The organism is Pararhodobacter marinus, from assembly GCF_003122215.1.
In the GTDB taxonomy this organism is placed as follows: domain Bacteria; phylum Pseudomonadota; class Alphaproteobacteria; order Rhodobacterales; family Rhodobacteraceae; genus Pararhodobacter; species Pararhodobacter marinus.
Genome location: NZ_QEYD01000001.1, coordinates 174,799 through 196,627 on the forward strand (window position 1 = coordinate 174,799; position 21,829 = coordinate 196,627).

19 protein-coding genes are annotated in these 21,829 nt (G+C 67.0%); 6 read left to right on the forward strand and 13 right to left on the reverse strand.

The annotated features are described in order from the left end of the window. Positions 1-2: 2 nt before the first annotated feature. The 8 genes from C4N9_RS00890 to C4N9_RS00925 all read right to left on the reverse strand — a co-directional run bounded on the left by C4N9_RS00890 (position 3) and on the right by C4N9_RS00925 (position 10,747). Positions 3-989, reverse strand: coding sequence for an ABC transporter permease (locus C4N9_RS00890; protein WP_109531404.1), 987 nt, complete (start codon positions 987-989; stop codon positions 3-5). 178 nt (positions 990-1,167) lie between these two features. Next, positions 1,168-2,745, reverse strand: coding sequence for an ABC transporter substrate-binding protein (locus tag C4N9_RS00895; RefSeq protein WP_109531405.1), 1,578 nt, complete (start codon positions 2,743-2,745; stop codon positions 1,168-1,170). A gap of 252 nt (positions 2,746-2,997) precedes the next feature. After that, positions 2,998-4,215, reverse strand: coding sequence for a glycosyltransferase (locus C4N9_RS00900; protein ID WP_109531406.1), 1,218 nt, complete (start codon positions 4,213-4,215; stop codon positions 2,998-3,000). Continuing rightward, on the reverse strand, positions 4,212-5,843 hold the full coding sequence (locus tag C4N9_RS00905) for an ABC transporter ATP-binding protein (protein WP_109531407.1): 1,632 nt from the start codon (positions 5,841-5,843) through the stop codon (positions 4,212-4,214). Before C4N9_RS00905 ends, C4N9_RS00900 begins: the two co-directional genes overlap by 4 nt. Continuing rightward, positions 5,840-6,949, reverse strand: coding sequence for an ABC transporter permease (locus C4N9_RS00910; RefSeq protein WP_109531408.1), 1,110 nt, complete (start codon positions 6,947-6,949; stop codon positions 5,840-5,842). The genes C4N9_RS00905 and C4N9_RS00910 overlap by 4 nt, the downstream gene beginning before the upstream one ends. Positions 6,950-6,952: 3 nt before the next feature. After that, entirely contained in the window at positions 6,953-8,044 is a 1,092-nt protein-coding gene (locus C4N9_RS00915; RefSeq protein WP_109531409.1) for a microcin C ABC transporter permease YejB, read from the reverse strand. A 15-nt stretch (positions 8,045-8,059) separates the two neighbouring features. After that, on the reverse strand, positions 8,060-10,015 hold the full coding sequence (locus tag C4N9_RS00920; RefSeq protein WP_109531410.1) for an extracellular solute-binding protein: 1,956 nt from the start codon (positions 10,013-10,015) through the stop codon (positions 8,060-8,062). A gap of 213 nt (positions 10,016-10,228) precedes the next feature. Next, positions 10,229-10,747: a c-type cytochrome gene (locus C4N9_RS00925; protein WP_109531411.1), complete on the reverse strand. Its 519-nt coding sequence runs from the start codon at positions 10,745-10,747 to the stop codon at positions 10,229-10,231. 119 nt (positions 10,748-10,866) lie between these two features. Here C4N9_RS00925 and C4N9_RS00930 point away from each other — a divergent pair, with 119 nt between their 5' ends. From C4N9_RS00930 to C4N9_RS00940, 3 genes are all read left to right on the forward strand, one after another. After that, on the forward strand, positions 10,867-11,700 hold the full coding sequence (locus C4N9_RS00930) for a prephenate dehydratase (protein ID WP_109531734.1): 834 nt from the start codon (positions 10,867-10,869) through the stop codon (positions 11,698-11,700). 79 nt (positions 11,701-11,779) lie between these two features. Further along, positions 11,780-12,544 carry an SDR family NAD(P)-dependent oxidoreductase gene (locus tag C4N9_RS00935; protein WP_109531412.1) on the forward strand — a complete coding sequence of 255 codons (765 nt, stop codon included), beginning with the start codon at positions 11,780-11,782 and terminating at the stop codon, positions 12,542-12,544. Between the two features lie 30 nt (positions 12,545-12,574). Further along, the gene (locus C4N9_RS00940) at positions 12,575-13,651 is read left to right on the forward strand and encodes an AbrB family transcriptional regulator (protein WP_109531413.1); all 1,077 of its coding nucleotides are present in this window, start codon (positions 12,575-12,577) and stop codon (positions 13,649-13,651) included. A 2-nt stretch (positions 13,652-13,653) separates the two neighbouring features. On the opposite strand, the gene hemP is transcribed toward C4N9_RS00940, so the two are convergent. Further along, positions 13,654-13,785 carry a hemin uptake protein HemP gene (gene hemP / locus C4N9_RS00945; protein ID WP_245902431.1) on the reverse strand — a complete coding sequence of 44 codons (132 nt, stop codon included), beginning with the start codon at positions 13,783-13,785 and terminating at the stop codon, positions 13,654-13,656. A gap of 300 nt (positions 13,786-14,085) precedes the next feature. Here hemP and C4N9_RS00950 point away from each other — a divergent pair, with 300 nt between their 5' ends. The 3 genes from C4N9_RS00950 (at position 14,086) to C4N9_RS00960 (ending at position 17,425) form a co-directional block, all read left to right on the forward strand. Beyond that, a complete protein-coding gene (locus C4N9_RS00950) occupies positions 14,086-15,069 on the forward strand; it encodes a type I glyceraldehyde-3-phosphate dehydrogenase (protein WP_109531414.1) in 984 nt (327 codons plus the stop codon). Then, complete coding sequence (locus tag C4N9_RS00955; protein ID WP_109531415.1) at positions 15,066-15,833, forward strand: 2-keto-4-pentenoate hydratase; 768 nt, start codon at positions 15,066-15,068, stop codon at positions 15,831-15,833. Before C4N9_RS00950 ends, C4N9_RS00955 begins: the two co-directional genes overlap by 4 nt. 134 nt (positions 15,834-15,967) lie before the next feature. After that, positions 15,968-17,425, forward strand: a complete 1,458-nt coding sequence (locus C4N9_RS00960) for a cobyric acid synthase (RefSeq protein WP_109531416.1) — start codon at positions 15,968-15,970, stop codon at positions 17,423-17,425. Between the two features lie 62 nt (positions 17,426-17,487). Here C4N9_RS00960 and lpxK read toward each other — a convergent pair whose 3' ends face one another. The 4 genes from lpxK to C4N9_RS00980 are packed head-to-tail and all read right to left on the reverse strand — an operon-like array spanning position 17,488 to position 21,742. After that, positions 17,488-18,471, reverse strand: a complete 984-nt coding sequence (gene lpxK / locus C4N9_RS00965; protein WP_109531417.1) for a tetraacyldisaccharide 4'-kinase — start codon at positions 18,469-18,471, stop codon at positions 17,488-17,490. Further along, positions 18,468-19,577 carry a hypothetical protein gene (locus C4N9_RS00970; protein WP_109531418.1) on the reverse strand — a complete coding sequence of 370 codons (1,110 nt, stop codon included), beginning with the start codon at positions 19,575-19,577 and terminating at the stop codon, positions 18,468-18,470. Before C4N9_RS00970 ends, lpxK begins: the two co-directional genes overlap by 4 nt. Beyond that, the gene (locus tag C4N9_RS00975) at positions 19,567-20,418 is read right to left on the reverse strand and encodes a 3'(2'),5'-bisphosphate nucleotidase CysQ (RefSeq protein WP_245902411.1); all 852 of its coding nucleotides are present in this window, start codon (positions 20,416-20,418) and stop codon (positions 19,567-19,569) included. The genes C4N9_RS00970 and C4N9_RS00975 overlap by 11 nt, the downstream gene beginning before the upstream one ends. Continuing rightward, entirely contained in the window at positions 20,405-21,742 is a 1,338-nt protein-coding gene (locus C4N9_RS00980; RefSeq protein ID WP_109531420.1) for a TldD/PmbA family protein, read from the reverse strand. Before C4N9_RS00980 ends, C4N9_RS00975 begins: the two co-directional genes overlap by 14 nt. Positions 21,743-21,829 lie beyond the last annotated feature (87 nt).

The window sequence follows — 21,829 nt, forward strand, 5'->3', positions numbered from 1 at the left end:
CGTCAATGGGCCTTGCCGGCGCGATCCACGCGCAGGCGCGGATCGACCGCGTAGTAAAGCAGATCGACGATCAGGTTGATCACGACGAAAACCAGCGCGATCATCATCAGATAGGCCGCCATCACCGGCACGTCGACGAAGCGGACCGAGTTGATGAACAACGCGCCCACGCCGGGCCAGTTGAACACCGTCTCGGTGATGATGGCGAAGGCGATGATCGAGCCCAGCTGCAGCCCTGTGATGGTGATCACCGGCACCAGCGTATTCTTCAGCGCATGGCCGAAATTGATCGCGCGCGCGGACAGGCCGCGCGCGCGGGCGAACTTGATGTAATCGGTGCGCAGCACTTCCAGCATCTCGGCCCGCACCAGCCGCATGATCAGCGTCATCTGGTAAAGCCCCAGCGTGATCGCGGGCAGGATCAGCGCCAGCCGCCCGGAATGCGTAAGCAGCCCGGTTGACCACCAATCGCCGATCGACACCACGTCGCCCCGTCCGTTCGACGGCAGCCAGCGCAGCTCGACGGCGAAAATCCAGATCAGCAGAACGCCGATCAGGAAAGTGGGCAGCGACACGCCGATCAGCGAGCCGGTCATGATGATGTTCGACATCACGCCCCGCCGCCTGAGCGCGGTATAGACGCCCAGCGACAGGCCGACGACGAAGGCCAGAAAGCCCGAGACCAGCGCCAGCTCGATCGTGGCCGGCAAGCGCTGCAGGATCAGCTCGGTCACCGGCATCTGCAGCCGGTACGAGATGCCGAACTCGCCTTGCGCCGCATTGCCGATGAAGCGGCCGAATTGCAGGAAGATCGGGTCGTTCAGGCCCAGCGAGTCCCTCAGGGCCTCGCGGTCGGCGATCGAGGCTTCCTGCCCGACCATCGAATTGACCGGGTCGCCGACGAAGCGAAACAGGGTGAAAGACACCGCCGCGACCGCCACCATGACGATGACGGATTGCAAAAGGCGTCGGATGATAAAGGCGATCATGGGCGTGTCCCGTCATGGTGCGCGCGTGGCGGGGCTGGCAAGGACGCCTCGGCAACGCCGGGCGTCAGGATGGTCGGCTTGGTCAGTATCCTCCGGCCCAGCCTAGACGACAGACGGGCAGGATGGCAAACGCCCGGCCGTGCACAGGGCCGGCCGGGCGCAAGGTTCGAAAACGCCGTCAGTCGACCGTCACGGTCCAGAGCGTCGGCGAGTTTTCGGGATGGACGTCGATATTCAGACCGTCGCGCACGGCATAGGCCAGAAGCTGGTTATGCACGTTCAGGAAGACGCGGTCCTCCATCACCTGATCCCAGATCTGCGCGATCACCGCGTTGCGCTCGTCCAGATCGGTCATCGTGGCGATCGATTCGATCATTGCATCGACTTCCGGGTTCGAATAGCGGCCCCCGTTATAGGCGCCGTACGACCCTTCGCGCGTATGCACGAGGAAGTTGAAGACATAGGCCGAATCGAAGGTCGGCACGCCCCAGCCCAGCATGTAGAAATCGGTTTCCCAATTCTCGATCAGCGGGAAGTGCAGCGAACGCGTCTGCGAGTTCAGCGTGACGTCGATGCCGATACGGCCCAGCATCCCGACGGTCGCCTGGCAGATCGCCTCGTCGTTCAGGTAACGGTCGTTCGGGCAATCGAGCTGCACCGAGAACCCGTCCGGATAAACCGACGAGACCAGCTCGGCCGCGCGCTCGTAATCGGGCGCGCTGTATTCGTGCATCTCTTCCGTCCAGCCGTTGACGAAGGGCGGCAGCGGCGCGGCCGAGGGCTGCGACTGGCCGCGCATCACGACCTGCATGATCGCGTCGCGATCAAGCGCCAGCGCCATCGCTTCGCGGATCTCGGGATGCGAGAACGGGTTATCGTCCACGTTGCTTGAACGCAGCGTGTCCGAGCTGGCATCATAGGCGAAGAAGATGTTGCGGTTTTCCGGGCCGGTCACGACCTGGACGCCCTCGGTCTGCTCGAGCCGGGCGATATCCTGCACCGGCACGTCCTGCACGAAATCGACCTCGCCCGACAGCAGCGCGGCGATCCGCGTCGCGGCTTCCGGGATCGGCTGATAGATCACCTCGGTCACCTGCGGTGCGTCGCCCCAGTAGCCGTCAAAGGCTTCGAGCACGGTGCGCACTTCGGGATCGCGCGAAACCAGCTGGTAGGGGCCGGTGCCGTTGGTGTTGCGGACGGCGTAATTCTCTTCGCCCGCGGCGAAGTTCTGCGGCGCGACGACGTCGTTCGCCTCGGCCCAGTCCTTGTCGACGATGAAGAAGTTGGTCAGGTTGTTGGGATACAGCGGCGACGGGCCGGTCATCTGCACATGCACGGTGTAATCGTCCACCGCCTCGGCGCCGACGACATCGGCGTGAATCGCGCGGAAGCCCGAGCTTTCGTGCAGCACGCGCTCATACGAAAAAACAACGTCCTCGGCGGTGAAGGGCGCGCCGTCCTGGAAGGTCACACCTTCGCGCAGCGTCAGCACCCAGATCGTGGGATCGTCCGGATGGATCTGCCAGTCGGTGGCAAGGCCCGGCGCCAGCGTGCCGTCCACGTTGCGCGACACCAGCGTGCCGTAGATGTGGCGCAGCAGGGCCAGCGTGGGGCCTTCGTTCTGGCTGTGGGGGTCAAGGGTCAGCGCGTCGGCAACGCGGGCCCAGCGGACGGTTTCGGCCTGTGCGGCCCCGGCGGCCAGGGCCAGCGCGGCGGCTGAAACCGAAAGGGTCAGCGCACGTGCAAGCTTGGTCATGGTCGTCTCCCTGTTTGGTCGTCTGTCTGAAGATCACAGACAATAGACGGAGCAGATACAGATTTGATCATGAAGTCAATTCTGCCCCGGCCTTCCGGAGGCGCTTTCCAGCGGGAATGCCGCTACGGCACTTTTTCCATCCGTCGACCACGCCCGGGACAGCCCGAAAAACCCGCGTTGGTGCGGTTGCAAGGCGCTGTTATTCATAGGCTTTCGGAACGGTGCCCGCCCGGGCCCACGCAGACTGTCCCGTCAGGCGGATTCGACAAAATCGATCAGCCGCGGCAGACACACGCGCCGCAGGTCGTAATTCTCGACGATATGCGCCCGGGCGGCCTCGCGCATGTGGCGATAGGCTTCGGGCCGGGCGAGCGCGTCGATCAGCGCGTCGGCGATCTCGTCGCTGTCGAAGAAATCGACCAGCCGCCCGGTCGCGCCGTCCTCGATGATCTCTTCCACCGGCGCCGTGCGCGACCCCACGACCAGAGCGCCCGCGCTCATCGCTTCCAGCATTGACCAGGACAGAACGAAGGGCACCGTCAGGTAACAATGGACCCGTGTGCACTGCATCAAGGACAGGAAGCTGGCATAGGGCACCTTGCCGGTGAAATGCACGCGGCTCATGTCCAGCCGGTCGCGGACCTCGTCCAGAAACAGCTCTTTCCAGCTCTGACCCTCGGGCGGACGGGCACCGTAGCTTACATCGTCGCCGCCGATGATCACCACCTGCGCGTTGGGCCGGGCTTCCAGAACCGAGGGCAGCGCCCGCATGAAGGAATGATAGCCGCGATAGGGTTCCAGGTTGCGGTTGATGAAGGTCAGCAATTCGTCCCCCGCGCGAAACCCGACCCCCGAAGGCAGGGTTACGCGGGCCGCACGATCCGGGCGGACGCGGTCGGTATCGATACCGTCATGGATGATGGTGATCTTGTCGCGAAAACAGACGGGAAAGGTGTCGGCCTGAAACTCGGTCGGGGACAGCGCGGCATGGGCCTGGGTCATCATCAGCGCCTGGTGCCCCTGCCGGGCGATAACCGAAAGCGGCTTTTCCGGATTGTCCGAGGCGAATTCGGGATCGAATCCCACATCCAGCCCGTGCGGCGCGTAATACAGCTCGCCGTAAACCAGAAGCCGGGCGTCGGGCCAGATTTCGGACAGGAACAAGGTCTCGCCCCAGCCGCCATGGCCGAAGATCACGTCGGGGACATAACCGTGCTGATCGCGCAGAACGCGCGCCGCGCGCGAGACGCGGTAGGCGCGGCTGGTCATCTCGCAATAGGTGGTGCCCAGCTGTGCGATCTTCGGATCGGGGCGCGGATCGGGCTTGCGATAGCGAAACGTGGTGATCGAGGATTGGCGCGCGTTGGTTTCGTCCGTGAGCGCCGTGACATCGTGCCCGCGTTCCACCAGGGCCGGCGCCAGGTGCAGAAACTGGCCCGGAAAATTCTGGTGGACGAACAGGATTTTCACGTCTCTTCCGCTCCGGACCGCCCTATCGTCTTCAGATCGAACGCCGCGGCCAGAAGCGCGCGGGTATAGTCGCTGCGCGGCGCGTCGAAAACCTGCGCGGCTGGCCCGTATTCCAGCACATCGCCCTGCTTCAGCACAAGGATCTGATGCGACATCGCCCGTACCACCCGCAGGTCGTGGCTGATGAACAGATAGGCCAGGTCGTGTTTTTTCTGCAATTCCCGAAGAAGCTCGACGATCTGCACCTGCACGGTCATATCCAGCGCCGAGGTCGGCTCGTCCAGGATCACCAGCTTGGGCTGCAGGATCATCGCGCGGGCGATGGCGATACGCTGGCGCTGCCCGCCGGAGAACTCGTGCGGATAGCGATCCATCATCGACGGATCCAGCCCGACCTCTGTCATGATAGCCGCGACCGCCTCGCGTTCGGAGCCGCCGGTCGGCACGCCGTGCACGCCCAGCCCCTCGGCGATGATCTCTTCGATCGTCATGCGCGGCGACAGGCTGCCGAACGGGTCCTGGAACACGATCTGCATTTCCCGCCTGAGCGCGCGCAGCGCCGCGCGTCCCGACCGCTTGTCGCCCGAGGACGAGATGTCGCGCCCCATGAACACGATCCTGCCCTCGGACCGGGTCAGCCGCGCGATGGCCAGCGCCAGCGTCGTCTTGCCCGAGCCCGATTCACCCACGATGCCCAGCGTCTCGCCCGCCCGCAGGCTGAGCGAGGCCTCGTTCACGGCCTTCACATGCCCCACGGTCTTGCGCAGGAAACCGCGCTGGATCGGGAACCAGATGCGCAGATCCTCGGTGCGCAGGATCTCGGCGGCCCCTTGCGGCACCGGCGCGGGCGCGCCCGAGGGTTCGGCCTCGAGCAGCTTGCGCGTATAGGGGTGCGACGGCGCGTTGAAGACCTGCTCGGTCGGACCATGTTCGACAATTTCGCCGTTCTGCATCACGCAGACCCGGTCGGCCACGCGGCGGACGATGTTCAGATCGTGGGTGATGAACAGCATCGACATGCGCTCGGCGCGCTTCAACTCGGCCAGCAATTCCAGGATCTGCGCCTGGATCGTCACGTCCAGCGCCGTCGTCGGTTCATCCGCCACCAGAAGCTTCGGCCCGTTGGCCAGCGCCATGGCGATCATCACCCGCTGACGCTGCCCGCCCGACAGCTGGTGCGGATAGCTTTTCAGCCGCGTCTCGGCCTCGCGGATGCCGACCTTTTCCAGAAGCTCCAGCGCGCGGGCGCGGGCATCGTCGCCGCTGACCGCCTGATGCAGTTCCAGCGCCTCGGTGATCTGTTTCTCGACCGTGTGCAGCGGGTTGAGAGAGGTCATCGGCTCCTGGAATATGAAGCTGATATCGTTGCCGCGCACCCGCCGCAGTTCCGAGGCCGGGGCGCCCACCATCTCGGCGCCCTCGAAGGTGATCGAGCCGCTCAGCCGCGCGGCGTCGCTCAGCAGGCCCACGGTGCTGAGCGCGGTCACCGACTTGCCCGACCCGGATTCGCCCACCAGCGCGACGGTCTCGCCCTCGGCGATGTCGAAGGACACGCCGCGCACCGCTTGGATTTCATGGCCGCCCTGCCGGAAGGCGACGCCCAGATCGGTTACTTTCAGCAGCGTCATCGAAAGGTCTTTCGTGGGTCGAAAGCGTCGCGGATGCCTTCGAAGACGAAGACCAGAAGGCTGAGCATCAGCGCGAAGGTCAGGAAGGCGGTGAAGCCCAGCCACGGCGCCTGCAGGTTCTGGCGCGCCTGCAACGTCAGGTTCCCCAGCGACGGCGCCGAGGCGGGCAGACCGAAGCCCAGAAAGTCCAGCGTCGCCAGCGTGGCGATCGCCCCGGTGACGATGAAGGGCAGCATGGTCACCGTCGCGACCATGGCGTTGGGCAACAGGTGGCGAAACATGATGCGGGCATTCGACACGCCCAGCGCCCTTGCGGCGCGGACATATTCGAAATTGCGCGCGCGCAGGAACTCGGCCCGCACGACGCCCACCAGAGCGGTCCATGAAAACAGCACCATCAACACCACCAGCAGCCAGAAATTCATCGGGATGATGGCGGCGACGATGATGATGACATAGAGCGACGGCACCGAGCCCCACAGCTCGATCAGGCGCTGCGCGATCAGGTCGGTCAGGCCGCCGAAAAAGCCCTGAACCGCGCCCGCCACGATGCCGATCAGCGACGAGATCGCGACGACGACGAAGGCAAAGGTCACCGACAGGCGGAAGCCGTAGATCACCCGCGCCAGTACGTCGCGCGCGGCGGCATCGGTGCCCAACCAGTGATCGGCATCGGGGGCCGAGGGTGCCGGGCCGCCGATATTGTTGATCGTGTCATAGGAATAGGGGATCGGCGGCCAGAGCAGCCAGCCCTCGTAGACCTCTTCGCCCTCGACCATGCCGGTCGCGGCGGCCTGTTCCAGCGCGTCCTCGGGATCGTCGAGACACCATTCCACGCCGCCGGTCTCGATCAGGCATTGCACCTCGGGGATGCGGTAATCGGCCTGCGTGCGGAATTCGCCGCCATAGGCGGTTTCGGGATAGAACTGGAAGATCGGGTACTGGATCTCGCCGCGATAGCTGACGGCGATGGGGACATCGTTGGCCAGAAACTCGGAAAACAGGGTGATCCCGTACAGGATCAGGAAGATCCAGAGCGACCAATAGGCCCGGCGATTGGATTTGAAATTGCGCCAGCGACGCTGATTCAGCGGTGAGAGGGCCATGGCTCAGCCCTCCCGCGTTTCGAAATCGATGCGCGGGTCGATCCAGACATACATCAGGTCCGAGACGATGCCGACGATCAGCCCCATCAGCGTGAAGATGAACAGCGTGCCGAAGATCACCGGGTAATCGCGCTGCAACGCCGCCTCGAAGAACAGCCGCCCCAGCCCGTCGAGCGAGAAGACCTGCTCGATGATCAGCGACCCGCCGAAGAACGCGCCGATGAACACCGCCGGGAAACCCGCGATCACGATCAGCATCGCGTTGCGGAACACGTGACCATACAGCACCTTGCGCTCGACCAGCCCCTTGGCGCGGGCGGTCATCACGTATTGCTTGCGCAGCTCGTCAAGGAACGAGTTCTTGGTCAGAAGCGTCAGCGTGGCGAAGCTGGAAATCGTCAGCGCCAGCGTCGGCAGGACCATGTGATGCGCGTAGTCAAGGATCTTGCCGCCGACACTGAGCTGTTCCCAAACCTCGCGCTCGGAATGGATGCCGCGCGAGGGGAACCACTGGAAATAAGAGCCCCCGGCGAACAGGACCAGCAAAAGGATCGCGAACAGGAAGGCGGGGATCGCGTAGCCCACGATGATCACGCCCGACGTCCAGGTGTCAAAGGGCGTGCCGTCCTTTACCGCCTTTCGCACCCCCAGCGGGATCGACACGATATAGGCGATCAGCGTGGACCAGAGCCCCAGCGAGATCGACACCGGCATCCGTTCGACCACCAGCTCGATCACCGTTTTCGACGTGAAGTAACTGGTGCCGAAGTCGAACTGGAAATAATTCACCATCATGTCGATGAACCGCTCGAGCGGCGGCTTGTCGAAGCCGAACTCCCGCTCGAGCTGTTCGATGAATTCGGGCGGCAGGCCCCGCGCGCCGATATAGCGGTCGCTCGCCCCGCCCCCGGAACGCGCCACGTCGTCGCCCGCGCCCGAAAAGCCGCGCGTCACGTCGCCTTCGCCCTGCATCGTGGCGATGACCTGCTCGATCGGGCCGCCGGGCACGAACTGCACCAGCACGAAGTTGATGACCATCACGCCGATCAGCGTGGGAATCACCAGCAGAAGCCGTCGAAGGATATAGGCGCCCATGGTTTGTGGCGGCCCTTACAAGGCGCCTTCGGCGCGCAGTTCGGCCATGCGCTCGGCATCGAACCACCACCAGTCCATGACGCCGGCCGACAGGAACGGGAATTCCTCGGGGTGGCGATAGACATCCCAGTAGGCGAACCACTGGTTGGGGCTGTACCACAGCGGGACCATGAACCGCTCATGGCGCAGCACGCGGTCCAGCGCCCTGAGCGCGGTGTCGCGTTCTTCCGGCGTCTCGGCCATGAGCGAGATGTCGATGATCCGGTCGACCAGCGGACTGGCCAGCCCGGCAGGGTTGAACAGCGAATAATCCGCCGCCTCGGACCCGAAGCGCTGCATCAGGCCGGTCCCGGTATCGAGAAACGCGACATAGGCATCGAAGATCATGTCGTAATCGCGGTCGCGCTGGCGCAACGTGTATTGCGACGGGTCGATCCGCTGACCCACGGCCTGAATGCCCATGGCCTGCAGGTTTTCAAGGAAGCTTTCGATGATCGCCTCGCCCGTGGCCGAACCGGCGGTCGAATAGGGAAATTCGATGCGCATGGGCTCGCCTGCCTCGTTGCGGCGCACACCGTCTTCGCCGACGATCCAGCCCGCCTCCTGCAAGAGCCGGTTGGCGCGGCGCAGGTTGCGGCGGTCCTGCAGCGCGTCGGCCGAGGCTTCGGGCGGGATATAGGCTTCCTCGGTCAAAAGCTCGGGCGGCACCAGATCGCCCAGCGATTCCAGAAGCGCCAGCTCGTCGCCCTCGGGCACACCGGTCGCTTCCAGCGCGGTGCCCTGACTGAACGAATAGCGCCGCGCCATCAGCCCGTATTGCAGCTGCTGGTTCGTCCATTCGAAGTTATAGGCCAGCGTGATCGCTTCGCGCACGCGGGGATCCTGAAGCTGCGGGCGGGCAAGGTTGAAGACGAAGCCCGTGGGCTGCGGCGGCGTCCCGTCGGGCACTTCCTCGCGGGTGATCCAGCCCCGCTCGACCGCCGGGAAATCGTAGGAAATCGCCCATTGGCGCGAATTGCCCTCGGTGCGGAACAGGTATTCGCCGGTCTTGAACGCCTCGAAGGCCGCGGCATCGTCCGAGAAATACTCGACGCGGATCGTCTCGTAATTGTGGCGGCCCTGGTTTTGCGGCAGGTCCCATCCCCAGTAATCGGGATTGCGCCGATAGACGATGCGGCGGTTCACCTCGTAGCTGTCCAGCATGTAGGGGCCCGATCCGGGCGAGATTTCGAAACGCGGCTCATCCAGCCGGGCGCCGGTTTCCTCGTACCACGCGCGCGAGAAGACGGGCGTCGATCCGACCTGATCGATCAGCGAGCGGCGCGAGATCCCCTCGGCGAACTCGAAGCGCACGGTCAGGTCGTCGATCGCCTCAGCATTGACGACGCGCTGGCGGACGCCGGACGCATAGGACGGCAGGCCCTGTTCCAGAAACAGGTTATGGGTGAACACGACGTCCTGCGCGGTGACCGGGGTGCCGTCGCTGAACCGGGCCTCGGGGCGCAGGTGGAAGATCACCCAGTCCTTGCTTTCGGGGTATTCAAGGCTTTCGCAGAGCAGGCAGTAATATTCGCCATAGGCATCCGCCGGGGCCGCGTCCCCGAACGGCCCGCCGGTTTCCAGCAGGCTTTCATAGATCGACTGGCTATAGCGCCCCGCCCGGCCACGACGGCTGTAGGGGTTGAGGGAATCGAAGGTTCCCGATGCATGTTCGGAATACTCGCCCCCCACCGGCGCATCCGGGTTGACGTAGGTGAAATGCGGGAAATCCGCCGGATAGCTGAGATCGCCGTAGAACGAATAGGCATAGGTCCGGATCAGGTCGGGCTGCGCGGGCCTGTCGCCCGATTCCTGCCCCACAGCCTGTCCCGCGACCACCATCCCCCCGAGGGCCAGAGCCGCGCCGCCGATCAGGCATCGGATCAGGGGCATCGGGTCATAGGTCTGGGCGCGGGCGGCGGATCGGGTCATGCGGCTCTCCTGCTTGCGTCTGACTTCTCGCGGGTCAGATAGGCTTTCCACAGGTAAATCCAGCCCGGGCGACGGTTGCAAGTGGCGATTGCGTGAGTATCGCGGGGCGCGCCTGAAATCCCCCATGACAAAGGGCCGCGCGCGGATGCGGCGGCCCTTGAAACGCTAGGCGTCTGAACGAAAGGCCGGAAACGGCCCGGCATCGTGGCCCGATCAGGCGGGATGCTCTTCCAGATACTTGATCAGGTTCACGCGATCCTCGGGATCGGGCAGGCCGCGGAACGACATGCGGGTCCCCGGCGCGGTGCCGCGCGGATCGGCAAGGAAGGTGAACAGGGTTTCGACATCCCAGGTCGTGCCCAGCTGTTCCAGCGCGCCCGAATAGTTGAAGCCTTCGACCGCGTCGATCGCACGGCCGACAACGCCGTCCAGATGCGGGCCGGTGCCGTTGGCGCCTTCCAGCGAGTGGCACGAGCGGCAGTTGCGCCACAGGCTTTCACCAGCGCTGGCATCGGCTTCGGCGTAAAGCGCCATCACGTCGATTTCCTCGGCCGGCTCTTCGCTGGCAGGCTCGGCACCCTCTTCGGGGGGCAGCGGGTAGACAGCATGCGCATGGGCCTCGTCATGGCCCGGCATGTAAACAGTTTCGGCAATCCACTTGCCGACAAGGAAGAACAGGAACGTGGCGCAGATCGCCCCGACCGCCTTCGTAAGAACCATGGTATCGAACATGTCGCATCCCGTTCCTGCAGAGAAGTCGCGCCCTTCTACCCGCTTCCCCTCGACCAATTCAAGCGCTACTTACCGCGACAATTCACTGCAGGGGCCGTATTTTTCGGCAGGAGGCCATGATGACCAAACGCATCGCTTTTCAGGGCGAACCGGGTGCCTATTCGCACGAGGCCTGCGCGGCCTCGCGCCCCGATTTCGAAGCGGTGCCGTGCCGGACATTCGAAGAGGTCATCGACTCGGTGCGTGAAGGCCGCGCCGATCTGGCGATGCTGCCGGTCGAGAATTCGACCTACGGGCGCGTGGCCGATATCCACCGCCTGCTGCCGGAAAGCGGGCTGCATATCATAGACGAGGCATTCGTCCGGGTCCGCATCGCGCTGATGGGGCTTCCCGGCTCGCGGCTCGAGGACATCCGCCATGTCCGCGCCCACCTGGTGCTGATCCCGCAGGCGCGCGGCTTCCTGAAAAGCCACGGCATCAGCGCCGAGGCCGCCGCCGACAGCGCCGGCGCGGCGGCGGAGCTCGCCGAACAGCGGACCCCGCATGAAGGCGTGCTGGCCAGCGAGCTTGCGGCGCAGATCTACGGGCTGGATGTGCTGGCCTCGGATATCGAGGACAATCACCACAACACCACCCGGTTCCTGCTGATGGCGCCCGAACCCGATCTGACCCGGCGCGGCGATCACGGCATGGTCACGACCTTCGTGTTTCAGGTCCGCAACATCCCGGCGGCCCTGTACAAGGCGATGGGCGGTTTCGCCACGAACGGTGTCAACATGACCAAGCTGGAAAGCTACATGGTCGACGGATCCTTCACCGCGACGCAGTTCTACGCCGATATCGAAGGGCATCCCGACGACGCCAACGTGAAGCTTGCACTTGACGAGCTGAAGTATTTCACCACGCGGCTGAGCATCCTGGGCACCTACCCGGCATCGCCCCAGCGCGGCTGAGAGCGCAACGTCAGGATGCAGGGCGCTTTTCCTCTCATCGGGCGCGGTCTAGTCTCGCCGCGACACAAGGGAGGATACCATGACGACAGATCTTGAGGGCCGGCACGCGCTTGTCACCGGCGGCGGCACGGGGATCGGGCTGGCCATCGCGCAGATGCTCGCATCCCGGGGCGCGAAGGTCACGATCACCGGCCGGCGCGGCGACGTGCTCGACAATGCGGCCGCGGGAACGCCCGGCCTGCATCCGCTGGTGATGGACGTGGCGCAGGAAGCCAGCGTCGTCCAGGGCATCGCCGAGGCCATCGCCGCGCGCGGCCCGGTCACGATCTGCGTCGCCAATGCCGGCATCGCCGAAGGCAAGTCGATGGGCAAGATGGACATGGCCTTCTGGCGCAACATGATGGCCATCAATCTGGACGGCGCCTATCTGACCGTGCGCGAATGTCTGGGCGGGATGCTGGCCGAGGGCTGGGGGCGGACTATCTTCATGTCGTCCATCGCCGGTCTCAAGGGCCTGAAGGGCGCCCCCGCCTATACCGCGTCCAAGCATGGCATGATCGGGCTCATGCGCGGCCTGTCCGAGGAATACATGGGCTCTGAGCTGACCTTCAACGCGATCTGCCCCGGCTATGTCGATACCGATATCGTCGCGCGCAACACCGAATCCATCTCTGCCCGCGCCGGGATCGACGCCGAGCAGGCGCGCGCGATGATGGTCAAGTCCAACCGCCACAAACGCCTGATCACTCCGGCCGAGGTCGCAGCGGCCGCGGAATGGCTGGTCGGTCCGAACTCGGGCAGCGTCAACGGCCAGACCCTTGAAATCGCGGGGGGCCAGATGTGACCGTCCCGCCCTGCCTCTGAACAGGACCGAATGCCCAGCCTGACCCGCCTGCTTTCCGGCATCCCCCCGCTTGCCATCCTTGTCACCTTCGCCCTCGGGGGGATCGGCGGACTCGCCGCGAATGCGCTGGGTCTGCCGCTGGCGATGCTGATGGGGGCGATGGTGGCGGTGACGGGGGCCTCCGCGCTGGGACTCCGCGTCTCGAATCACGCGCTGGCGGTGCCGCAGAAATGGCGGACCGCCTTCGTGCCGGTCATCGGCGTGTCGATCGGCGCGGCCTTCCCGCCCGACTTCGCCACACAGGCGATGAACTGGTGGATCACGCTGGTGGCGCTGGCAGTCTTCGTGCCGGGCGTGCAGGTACTGGGATATTTCATCTTCGGCAAGCTGGGCGGGCTGTCCCCCGCGACGTCGTATTTCGCGGCGATGCCCGGCGGGTTCATCGAGGCGCTCGACATGGGCGAGAAATCGGGCGCCGACATGCAGATGCTGATCATGCTGCAATTCCTGCGGCTGATCCTGTGCATCGTGCTGATCCCCATCGCCTTTTCCATCATCGAAGGCCATGCCGTCGGGTCGTCGACCGGCGTGTCGCTGGGCGCGCGGGCGCCGCTGACCTCGGTCGATGTGGCGGTGCTTTTCGCGCTGGGCGCGGTCGGCTGGGCGGTTGCCCACCTGCTGCGCTTTCCCGCCGCGATGCTGTCGGGCCCGCTTCTGCTGAGCGGCGCCGCGCATGCGCTGGGCCTGACCGAGGCAGCCCCGCCCATCTGGGCGGTGCTGGTCACGCAATGGATCATGGGGACGTCTCTGGGCGCGCGGCTTGCCGGCTTCACCCGGGGACAGGCCGGCAAGGCATTGCGCCTGTCGCTGGTCCATATCGGCGCCATGCTGCTGATCGCCGGTGCTATCGCCATGCTGGCCGCGGGCCCGGTGGACGAGCCCGTCTCGGCGGTGATCTTGGCCTTTGCCCCCGGCGGGGTCAGCGAAATGGCCCTTGTCGCCCTGTCGCTGCAGGTCAGCGCCGTTTACGTCACCCTGCACCATCTGGCACGGATCATTCTGGCCGTGCTGATGGCGCGGGTCGGCCTGCGCTGGATCAGGATCTGACCTTACTTGGTCAGGATCAGCTTGCCCGCGCGGGTGATCCGCAGATCGTAGACCTTGCCGTCCAGTTCGATCTGAGCCTGCGTGCCACCCTGCGTCAGCGCACGGGCCGAATGGAGAGGAAGGTCGTTGCGCATGACCGGGCTCGACCGGGTGAAATCTGGCTGTGAGTAAAGGGACATATCGGGCTCCTGTTCCATGACCCAATTCCTGACAAAACTACTCAGGAGAGTCAATCCCGATTCTTTTCATCGGATTTAACGCTGCACGCCCGGCGTCCCTTGCCCCTGGCATGGAAGCGGAAGATGGTAAGCCCGTTCCGATCGCCCTGTCCCCCTCCAACGCCGCGCCCGGTTGAGATTTGATCAAAAGAGGCCTAGCAACGGAGTCGGATTTCAGGGTTCAAGATCAGGGACCCGGCACCACGGAGGGCTTTCATGCGCGTTATGATCAACGGTTTCGGACGCATCGGCCGCACGGTGCTGCGCGCGTGGCTCAGCGGTCGCTGGCCCGGGATCGAGATCGTCGCCGTCAACGACATCGCCCCGCCCGAGACCTGCGCCTATCTGCTGGAATTCGACAGCGTGTTCGGCCCGCTCGACGGCGTCTCGCTGCAGGACGACAGGCTGATCGTGCAGGGCCACGACCTGTCGCTGTCCCAGCACGCCGATATCTCGGCGATGGACCTGTCGTCCATCGACCTCGTGCTCGAATGCACGGGCAAAGCGGACAGCCGCGCCTTTGCCGAGCGCGGGCTGGCAGCGGGCGCGGGCAAGGTGCTGATCTCGGGGCCCTCCGACAGCGCCGACACGACGCTGGTCCTGGGCGCCAATGACGGGCTCTTGCTGCCCGGAATGCGTATCGTCTCGAACGCGTCCTGCACCACCAACGCCCTGGCCCCGCTGGCGCGCGTGCTGAACGAAGCTTTCGGGATCAAGGCGGGCTGGATGACCACCATCCATTGCTATACCGGCTCGCAACCCACCATCGACGCGCCCCGCTCGCCCGACATGGCCCGCAACCGCGCCGCCGCCCTGTCGATGGTCCCCACCACGACCAGCGCGGGTCGTCTTCTGGACCGGGTCCTGCCCGAACTCGCCGGCGTGATCGAATGCGCGGCGGTACGGGTGCCCACGGCCAGCGTCTCGGCAGTCGATCTTTGCATCCTCCCCGACCGGCGCATCGGCGTCGAAGCGGTCAACGACGTGCTGCGCCATGCCGGGGGCGTGGTCGGCTGGACCGAGAAACCGCTCGTGTCGTCCGACCTGCGCGCACGGCCCGAATCCATCGTCATGGCCCTGCCCGAAACCCGCGTCACCGGGGTCGGCCTGATCCGCGTCTTCGGCTGGTACGACAACGAATGGGGCTTTTCGTGCCGGATGCTGGACATGGCGCTGCGCATGGACGGGGGCCGGGCATGATCACCGTCGCCGATGCCATCCTGCAGGCCTTCGACCATCGCCAGCCGATGGCGCCGATCACCGACAGCGATCCCGGCTTCGACCTGGCCCGTGCCTATGCCGCACAGGCCGACCTCACGCAGAGCCGCCTGCGCCGGGGCGCGCGCGTCGTCGGCGTGAAGACCGGCTTCACCAACACCACGATCTGGGACCTCTACAACGTCCACGCCCCGATCCACGGCCCGGTCTTCGACACGACCTGGCGCTCCGGCCCCGTCGCCGCCGCGGATTTCCTGGAACCCAGGATCGAACCCGAGATCGTGCTGCGCCTCGATGCCTCGCCTTCGCCCGAGATGGATGACGAAAGCCTGACGGCCTGCATCGGCGCCCTCGCGCGCGGGTTCGAGATCGTCACCAGCCCCTTCCCGGGCTGGCGCTTCCGTGCCGCCGACACGGTCGCGGCGGGCGCGCTGCACGGCGCGCTCGTCACCGGCGATTTCGCGCGCGCAACCCGGGATGCGCTGGCCGCCCTGGCCACGTTCGACATCCGCCTGATCCGCGACGGCGAAACGGTGGCGCGGGGCCGGGGGGCGAACGTGTTGGGCACCGGCCCCCTCGCAGCCCTGCGCGACCTCGTGACCCGGCGCGGCGCCGACCGGCTACAGGCGGGCTGGATCGTCTCGACCGGCACCCTGACCGACGCGCTGCCCATCGCCCCGGGCGAAAGCTGGACCACCGAGATTGATGGCCTGTCGCTGCCCCCGCTGAGCCTGACCATCGCCTGATCCCTCTTCGTTCCGAAAATATCCCGGGGGGTGAGGCGCGCAAGCGCCGAGGGGGGCTGGCCCCCCTTCTTTGGCCCGGCTAACACGGGCAAAACCACCGCAAGAACCACCGCAGGAACCACCGGGGTGACGCCATGACCGCAACAGTGATGATCCAGGGCGCGGGCTCGAATGTGGGCAAGTCGCTCCTGGTCGCGGGCTTCTGCCGGGTCTTTGCGCGCCGGGGCCTGACCGTGCGCCCCTTCAAGCCGCAGAACATGTCCAACAACGCCGCCGTCACCCCCGACGGGTCCGAGATCGGACGCGCGCAGGCGCTGCAGGCGATGGCCTGCGGGGTGCCGCCCTCGGTGCACATGAACCCGGTCCTGCTGAAACCCGAATCCGAGACCGGGGCGCAGGTCGTGGTGCAGGGCAAGCGCCTGACGACCGCCCGCGCCCGCGATTACGCCGCGCTGAAGCCGCAGCTCATGGGCGCGGTGCTCGACAGTTTCGCGCGCCTGAAAGCCGAGGCCGATCTGGTCATCGTCGAAGGCGCGGGCTCGCCCGCCGAGGTTAATCTGCGCGCGGGCGACATCGCCAATATGGGCTTCGCGCAGGCGGCGCGCGTGCCCGTCGTGCTGGCGGGCGATATCGACCGCGGCGGGGTGATCGCGCAGATCGTCGGCACGCAATCGGTGCTGGACCCCGATGACAACGCGCTGATCAAGGGCTTCCTGATCAACAAGTTCCGCGGCGACCCCCGGCTTTTCGACGACGGCTACGCCCTGATCGCCCGGCGCACCGGCTGGACCGGGCTGGGCGTGCTGCCATGGTTCCCCCAGGCCCACCGCCTGCCCGCCGAGGATGCCGCAGACCTGCGCCGAAAGGGCGGCGCGGGCAATTTCCGCATCGTCGTGCCACAACTCAACCGGATCGCCAATTTCGACGATCTCGATCCCCTGATGGCCGAACCCGGCGTCTCGGTCGAGGTGATCGCGCCGGGGCATCCCCTGCCGGTCGAGGCAGACCTGATCCTGATCCCCGGCTCGAAATCGACGATCGCGGATCTGGCCCATCTGCGCGCGCAGGGCTGGGATATCGACATCCGCGCCGCCCTGCGCCGGGGCGCGCGGGTGCTGGGTCTGTGCGGCGGATACCAGATGCTGGGCCGCCGGATCGCCGATCCCGACGGGATCGAAGGCCCGGCCGGCAGCGTCGAGGGGCTGGGCCTCTTGGCGGTCGACACGGTGATGCAGGGAGACAAGCGCGTGACGCTGACCGACGCGGTCCATGCCGCCTCGGGCACCGCGGCGCAGGGCTACGAGATCCATATCGGCGTGACCGACGGCCCCGACCGCGCCCGGCCTCTGTTTAGGGTGGGCGACCAGCCCGAAGGCGCGATCAGCGCCGACGGGCGGGTGATGGGCAGCTACCTGCACGGGCTGTTCTCGGGCGACGGGTTCCGCGCGGCGTTCCTGCAGGGGCTGGGCGCGTCCGGGGGCGGGATCGCCTATGCGGAAGGGGTCGAGGCCGCACTGGACGCGCTGGCGGACCATCTGGAAGAACACGCCGATTGCGACGCGCTGCTGCGGATCGCCCGCGCGCCGCTGTAGGGTGCGTGCTTGCACGCACCGCCGCGGGAAAGCAGCGCCACCGGTGCGTGCCATCACGCACCCTACAGCCGCAGCGCCTCGATGAGCCCCGCCTCGTCAGCGATCCGCAGCCGCACCGGCAGCGTCAGCACCTGCCGCCTCTGTGCCATCGGCAGCCGCACGGCGTCCTTCTCGGTCGTCACCAGCTGCGCCTTTTCCCGCCGCGCCTCGGCGTCGAGCCGCAGGTACAGGGCATGGGTCAGCGGCTGGTGATCGCTCAAGGCCTGCATGCGCACGACATTCGCGCCGGTCTGCCGCAGCGTCTCGAAGAACTTGCCCGGCCGCCCGATGCCGGCAAAGGCCAGCACGCGCAGGCCGTTCCAGTGCATCCCCGTCTGCAAAGGCTCCAGCGTCGCGCTGAACACGCGGATCCCGGCCAGGGCCTGCGCCCAGTCCCGCCGGAACCGTGCCACCTTGTCCTCCGGCCCGATCGCCAGCACCGCATCCGCGCGCGCAAGCCCCGCTGTGACCGGCTCGCGCAGGGGGCCTGCCGGGATGCAGCGTCCGTTGCCGAATCCCACCGCCGCATCGACGACAATCAGCGCCGCGCTTTTCTCGACCGAGGGATTCTGGAACCCGTCATCGAGCAGGATCACCTGCGCCCCCGCCGCTTCGGCGGCGGCAACGCCCGCGGCGCGGTCCTTTGCCACCCAGACCGGCCCGAAGGCCGCCATCAGAAGCGGCTCATCCCCGGTCTGCGCGGCGCTGTGTTCGCGCTCGTCCACCCGCACGGGCCCTTCGAGCGTCCCGCCATAGCCGCGCGAGACGACATGCACCGCGAGACCCCGCGCGCTCAGGCTCTGCATCAGCGCCAGCGTGGTCGGCGTCTTGCCGGTGCCGCCCGCGTTCAGGTTGCCGATGCAGACAACCGGGACCGAGGCCCGGTGCCCCGCCCCCCGCATCCGCCGGGCCGTCGCGCTTGCGTAAAGCGCGCCCAGGGGCGCCAGCAGCCGCGCCTGCCAGCCCGGCCGCGTCGGCGGATTCGACCAGAATCCGGGGGCTTTCATGGCGCTGTCTCCTTCGTCTTCAGGCAGTCGCAGATCGACGCCACCAGCCGTTCGGTGGCCTCGGCCCCGTCGGTCGCCAGCGACCACGCGCGCAAGGCCTGTTCGGCGCCGATCTCGGGCGACAGGAGCGCGCTGATCGCCGGGCCCAGCTCGGTCATCTCGGGGATCTGCCGTCCCGCCCCGATCGCGCGCAGCTTGCCCAGAAGCTCGCGCTGACCGGGCTGTCCGGCCGGGCCGAAAACCAGCGCCGAGCCCAGCGAGGCCGGCAGCAGCGCCGGCGGGGTTGCGCTGTCAGGGCTCAGCGTGCCGCCCAGATAGGTGACCGAGGCCAGCCGCAGGAACAGGCCAGGATCGTCCTCGGCATCGGTGACATAGACCTGCGTCGTCTCGTCGATCTCTTCGTCCAGAAGGCGCCGCGCGCAGGTGATGCCCACCTCGCTGGCGCGCTGCGCGATGGCCGCCTCGTCGTCGTTGCTGCAGGGCATGACGATCATCAGGAGCCGGTGCGCACGCCGAAGCGCATGGATCTGCGCCAGGAAGGCCCCGTCGAGTTCCGACAGCGGCAGCCCCTGAGCCAGCCAGACGGGACGCGCCCCGATCGTCTCGCGCAGCGAATCGAGCTCGGCCATGTTGCAGCCGGGGGTGGCACCGAACCGCGCCGGGCGCCCGGTCGGCAGCACCGTCGCGCGCCCCCGCAGGTCGCGCGCGATGGATGCGGCCGAGGCCGCGTCGCGGGCATGGATCAGCTCGAACCGGGCCAGGGTGCTGCGCAGGGGCCCGCGCAACAGCCGCCAGCCGCCGGAAACCGCCGGATCGGCGGTATCGACCAGCATCAGCCGCACCCCGCGCGCCCGCGCCCGTTCGATGATCGGCAACGGCAGCGCGTCCCCGCCCAGCACCAGAAGCCGGGCGGGAAAATGGTCGAACACGGCATCGATGCTGCGCAGATCGTCGCCCGGACCGGGCGCGCCGGGGCCGCCGGTCACGTGTACCCCGTCGCATTCCTTCCGCTCGAGCGTCTGCGCGGCCAGCACCGAGAGCGCCTCGAAGGACGCGGGCTCGGTCGCGTGGAACCACACCCCCGATGTCACGGCGCTATGCGCCATTGCCCTGCCCCTCTTGCCGATGTTGCCCCACGGCCCCGCCCAGACCCCCGCCCAGACCCGCGATCAGGATGCCGTGCAGCGCCGGCCCGGCAGCGACCACGCCCGCATTGCGCGCATCGGCCCGGTTGAAGGACAGCGCCCGGCCATGCCGGTCGGTCACCGTCGCCCCGGCCTCGGTCGCGATCAGCGCGGCCCCGGCAATGTCCCAGTCCCAGGCATCGCGGATCGTCAGCATGGAATCGAACCGCCCCTCGCCCACCAGCGCCAGCCGCCAGGCCAGCGAGGGACGGAACTGCCGTTTCACCGGCGGCAGCCCGCCCGGCCAGTGCACGGGATCCAGCGCCGGGCGCGCGCAGAGGATTGTCGCGCCCTCGGCCTCGGCCCGCGTGGTGGCGGCGATGGCGTCGCCGTTCAGCGTGGCCCCGGCCCCCCGCGCGGCGGCATAGGTCAGCGACAAGGCCGGCAGATGTACCACCGCCGCCACCGGCTCGCCGGCGCGCAGCACCGCCAGCGCATGGGCAAAGCCGGGCTGACCGTCGATGAAGGCGCGGGTGCCGTCGATCGGATCGACGACGAAGGTCGTCTCCTGTTCCAGCCGCGACAGGTCGCCCAGCGGATCGCTTTCCTCGCTGAGCCAGCCGTAATCGGGCCGCGCCGTGCGCAAGCGGTCGTGCAGATGCGTGTTCACGGCCAGATCGGCCTCGGTCACCGGGCCCTGACCGTCGCCCTTGTCCCAGACCCGGGGATCGGCGCGGAAATAGCGCGTCGCGATCTCGCCCGCTTCCAGCGCCGCCTCGCCCAGAAGGGCCAGATCGGCCAGATCCGCGTCACGCGCCGGCAATCGTGAGTCCTTCGACCAGAAGCGACGGCACCAGCGTGGACAGGTAGGGCCGCGCATCGTTTGCGCGGGTCATCCGCATCAGCATGTCGCGCAGATTGCCCGCGATGGTGCATTCGTTGACCGGGTAGGCGATCTGGCCATTCTCGACCCAGAAGCCCGAGGCACCGCGCGAATAATCCCCGGTCGTCGGGTTGATGGTCGAGCCGATCAGCGACGTCACCAGAAGCCCGGTGCCCATGTCGCGGACCAGGTCTTCGCGGCTGGCGGTGCCGGGCGTCAGCGTCAGGTTCGACAGGCTGGGCGAGGGCGGCGCGGAGGGCCCGCGCGAGGCATTGGCGGTGCTGTCCAGCCCCAGCTTGCGCGCGGTGGCGAGGTCCAGAACCCAGCGCTGCAGCACGCCGCCCGTGACCAGCGGATTGCGCCCGGTGGCGAGTCCCTCGGCATCGAAGGGCCGCGTTCCGGGGATGCGCACACGCAAGGGATCCTCGATCAGGTCGAAACCGTCCGGCAGAACCGCCTTGCCCATCGCGTCCAGAAGCCAGCTGCTGCCCCGGCTGATGCTGACACCGTTGATCGCGCTGGTCAGATGCCCGATCAGCGAGGACGAGACGCGCTCGTCATACAGGACCGGGAACCGGCCCGAGGGCGGTTTGCGGCTGCCGAAGCGGGCGGCGGCGCGGGTGCCTGCCTCGGTTCCGATGCTGTCCGCATCGGGCAGATCGGCCTGAAAGATCCGGCTTTCGCTGGCCCAGTCGCGCTCCATCGCCGTGCCTTCGCCGGTGATCGCCACGCAGAACGTGCTGCGCGACGTGCGGGCATAGCCGCCTTCGAACCCGTTCGACGCAGCAAGACGGATGGTCCGGCGCGAATAGCTGGCGCCTGCCTGGTCGATCTGGGTGATACCCCTGACCGCGCGGGCAGCGGCCTCGGCGCGGCAGGCATCGTCAAGCAATGCCTCGGGCTCGGGCTCGGGCGAATTGTCGACCAGTTCCAGCCCCTCGGCATCGCGGCGCTCGGCCAGCTGCGCGGGATCGGCAAGGCCGATATAGGGGTCTTCGGGGGCTTCCCGCGCCATGGCGACGGCGCGCGCGGCCATTTCCGCCAGTGCTTCGGGCTTTGCATCCGAGGACGAGACGCAGGCCTGCCGCTTGCCGATCAGCACGCGCAGGCCCAGATCCAGACCCTCGGCGCGTTCGGCCTGCTCCAGCCGCCCCTCGCGCACGTCGATGGACACCGCCGTGCCGTCGATGACCATCGCATCGGCGGCGTCGGCACCGGCCTTGCGGGCGGCGTCGAGAAGGGCTTGGGCGATGTCATGCGTCATGGATAAGCCTGTCTAGAAGGGAGTTCGTGCAGGATTACCGCCATGACGGACGAAAGAAAACCCGGCACGCGGTCACAGCGTGCCGAG

Excerpts from the sequence above, each read along its gene's own strand:
- C4N9_RS00890 (WP_109531404.1), bottom strand. The coding sequence starts at position 989 with ATGATCGCCTTTATCATCCGACGCCTTTTGCAATCCGTCATCGTCATG.
- C4N9_RS00895 (WP_109531405.1), bottom strand. The coding sequence starts at position 2,745 with ATGACCAAGCTTGCACGTGCGCTGACCCTTTCGGTTTCAGCCGCCGCG.
- C4N9_RS00905 (WP_109531407.1), bottom strand. The coding sequence starts at position 5,843 with ATGACGCTGCTGAAAGTAACCGATCTGGGCGTCGCCTTCCGGCAGGGC.
- C4N9_RS00910 (WP_109531408.1), bottom strand. The coding sequence starts at position 6,949 with ATGGCCCTCTCACCGCTGAATCAGCGTCGCTGGCGCAATTTCAAATCC.
- C4N9_RS00915 (WP_109531409.1), bottom strand. The coding sequence starts at position 8,044 with ATGGGCGCCTATATCCTTCGACGGCTTCTGCTGGTGATTCCCACGCTG.
- C4N9_RS00920 (WP_109531410.1), bottom strand. The coding sequence starts at position 10,015 with ATGACCCGATCCGCCGCCCGCGCCCAGACCTATGACCCGATGCCCCTG.
- C4N9_RS00925 (WP_109531411.1), bottom strand. The coding sequence starts at position 10,747 with ATGTTCGATACCATGGTTCTTACGAAGGCGGTCGGGGCGATCTGCGCC.
- C4N9_RS00930 (WP_109531734.1), top strand. The coding sequence starts at position 10,867 with ATGACCAAACGCATCGCTTTTCAGGGCGAACCGGGTGCCTATTCGCAC.
- C4N9_RS00935 (WP_109531412.1), top strand. The coding sequence starts at position 11,780 with ATGACGACAGATCTTGAGGGCCGGCACGCGCTTGTCACCGGCGGCGGC.
- C4N9_RS00940 (WP_109531413.1), top strand. The coding sequence starts at position 12,575 with ATGCCCAGCCTGACCCGCCTGCTTTCCGGCATCCCCCCGCTTGCCATC.
- hemP (WP_245902431.1), bottom strand. The coding sequence starts at position 13,785 with ATGCGCAACGACCTTCCTCTCCATTCGGCCCGTGCGCTGACGCAGGGT.
- C4N9_RS00950 (WP_109531414.1), top strand. The coding sequence starts at position 14,086 with ATGCGCGTTATGATCAACGGTTTCGGACGCATCGGCCGCACGGTGCTG.
- C4N9_RS00955 (WP_109531415.1), top strand. The coding sequence starts at position 15,066 with ATGATCACCGTCGCCGATGCCATCCTGCAGGCCTTCGACCATCGCCAG.
- C4N9_RS00960 (WP_109531416.1), top strand. The coding sequence starts at position 15,968 with ATGACCGCAACAGTGATGATCCAGGGCGCGGGCTCGAATGTGGGCAAG.
- lpxK (WP_109531417.1), bottom strand. The coding sequence starts at position 18,471 with ATGAAAGCCCCCGGATTCTGGTCGAATCCGCCGACGCGGCCGGGCTGG.
- C4N9_RS00970 (WP_109531418.1), bottom strand. The coding sequence starts at position 19,577 with ATGGCGCATAGCGCCGTGACATCGGGGGTGTGGTTCCACGCGACCGAG.
- C4N9_RS00980 (WP_109531420.1), bottom strand. The coding sequence starts at position 21,742 with ATGACGCATGACATCGCCCAAGCCCTTCTCGACGCCGCCCGCAAGGCC.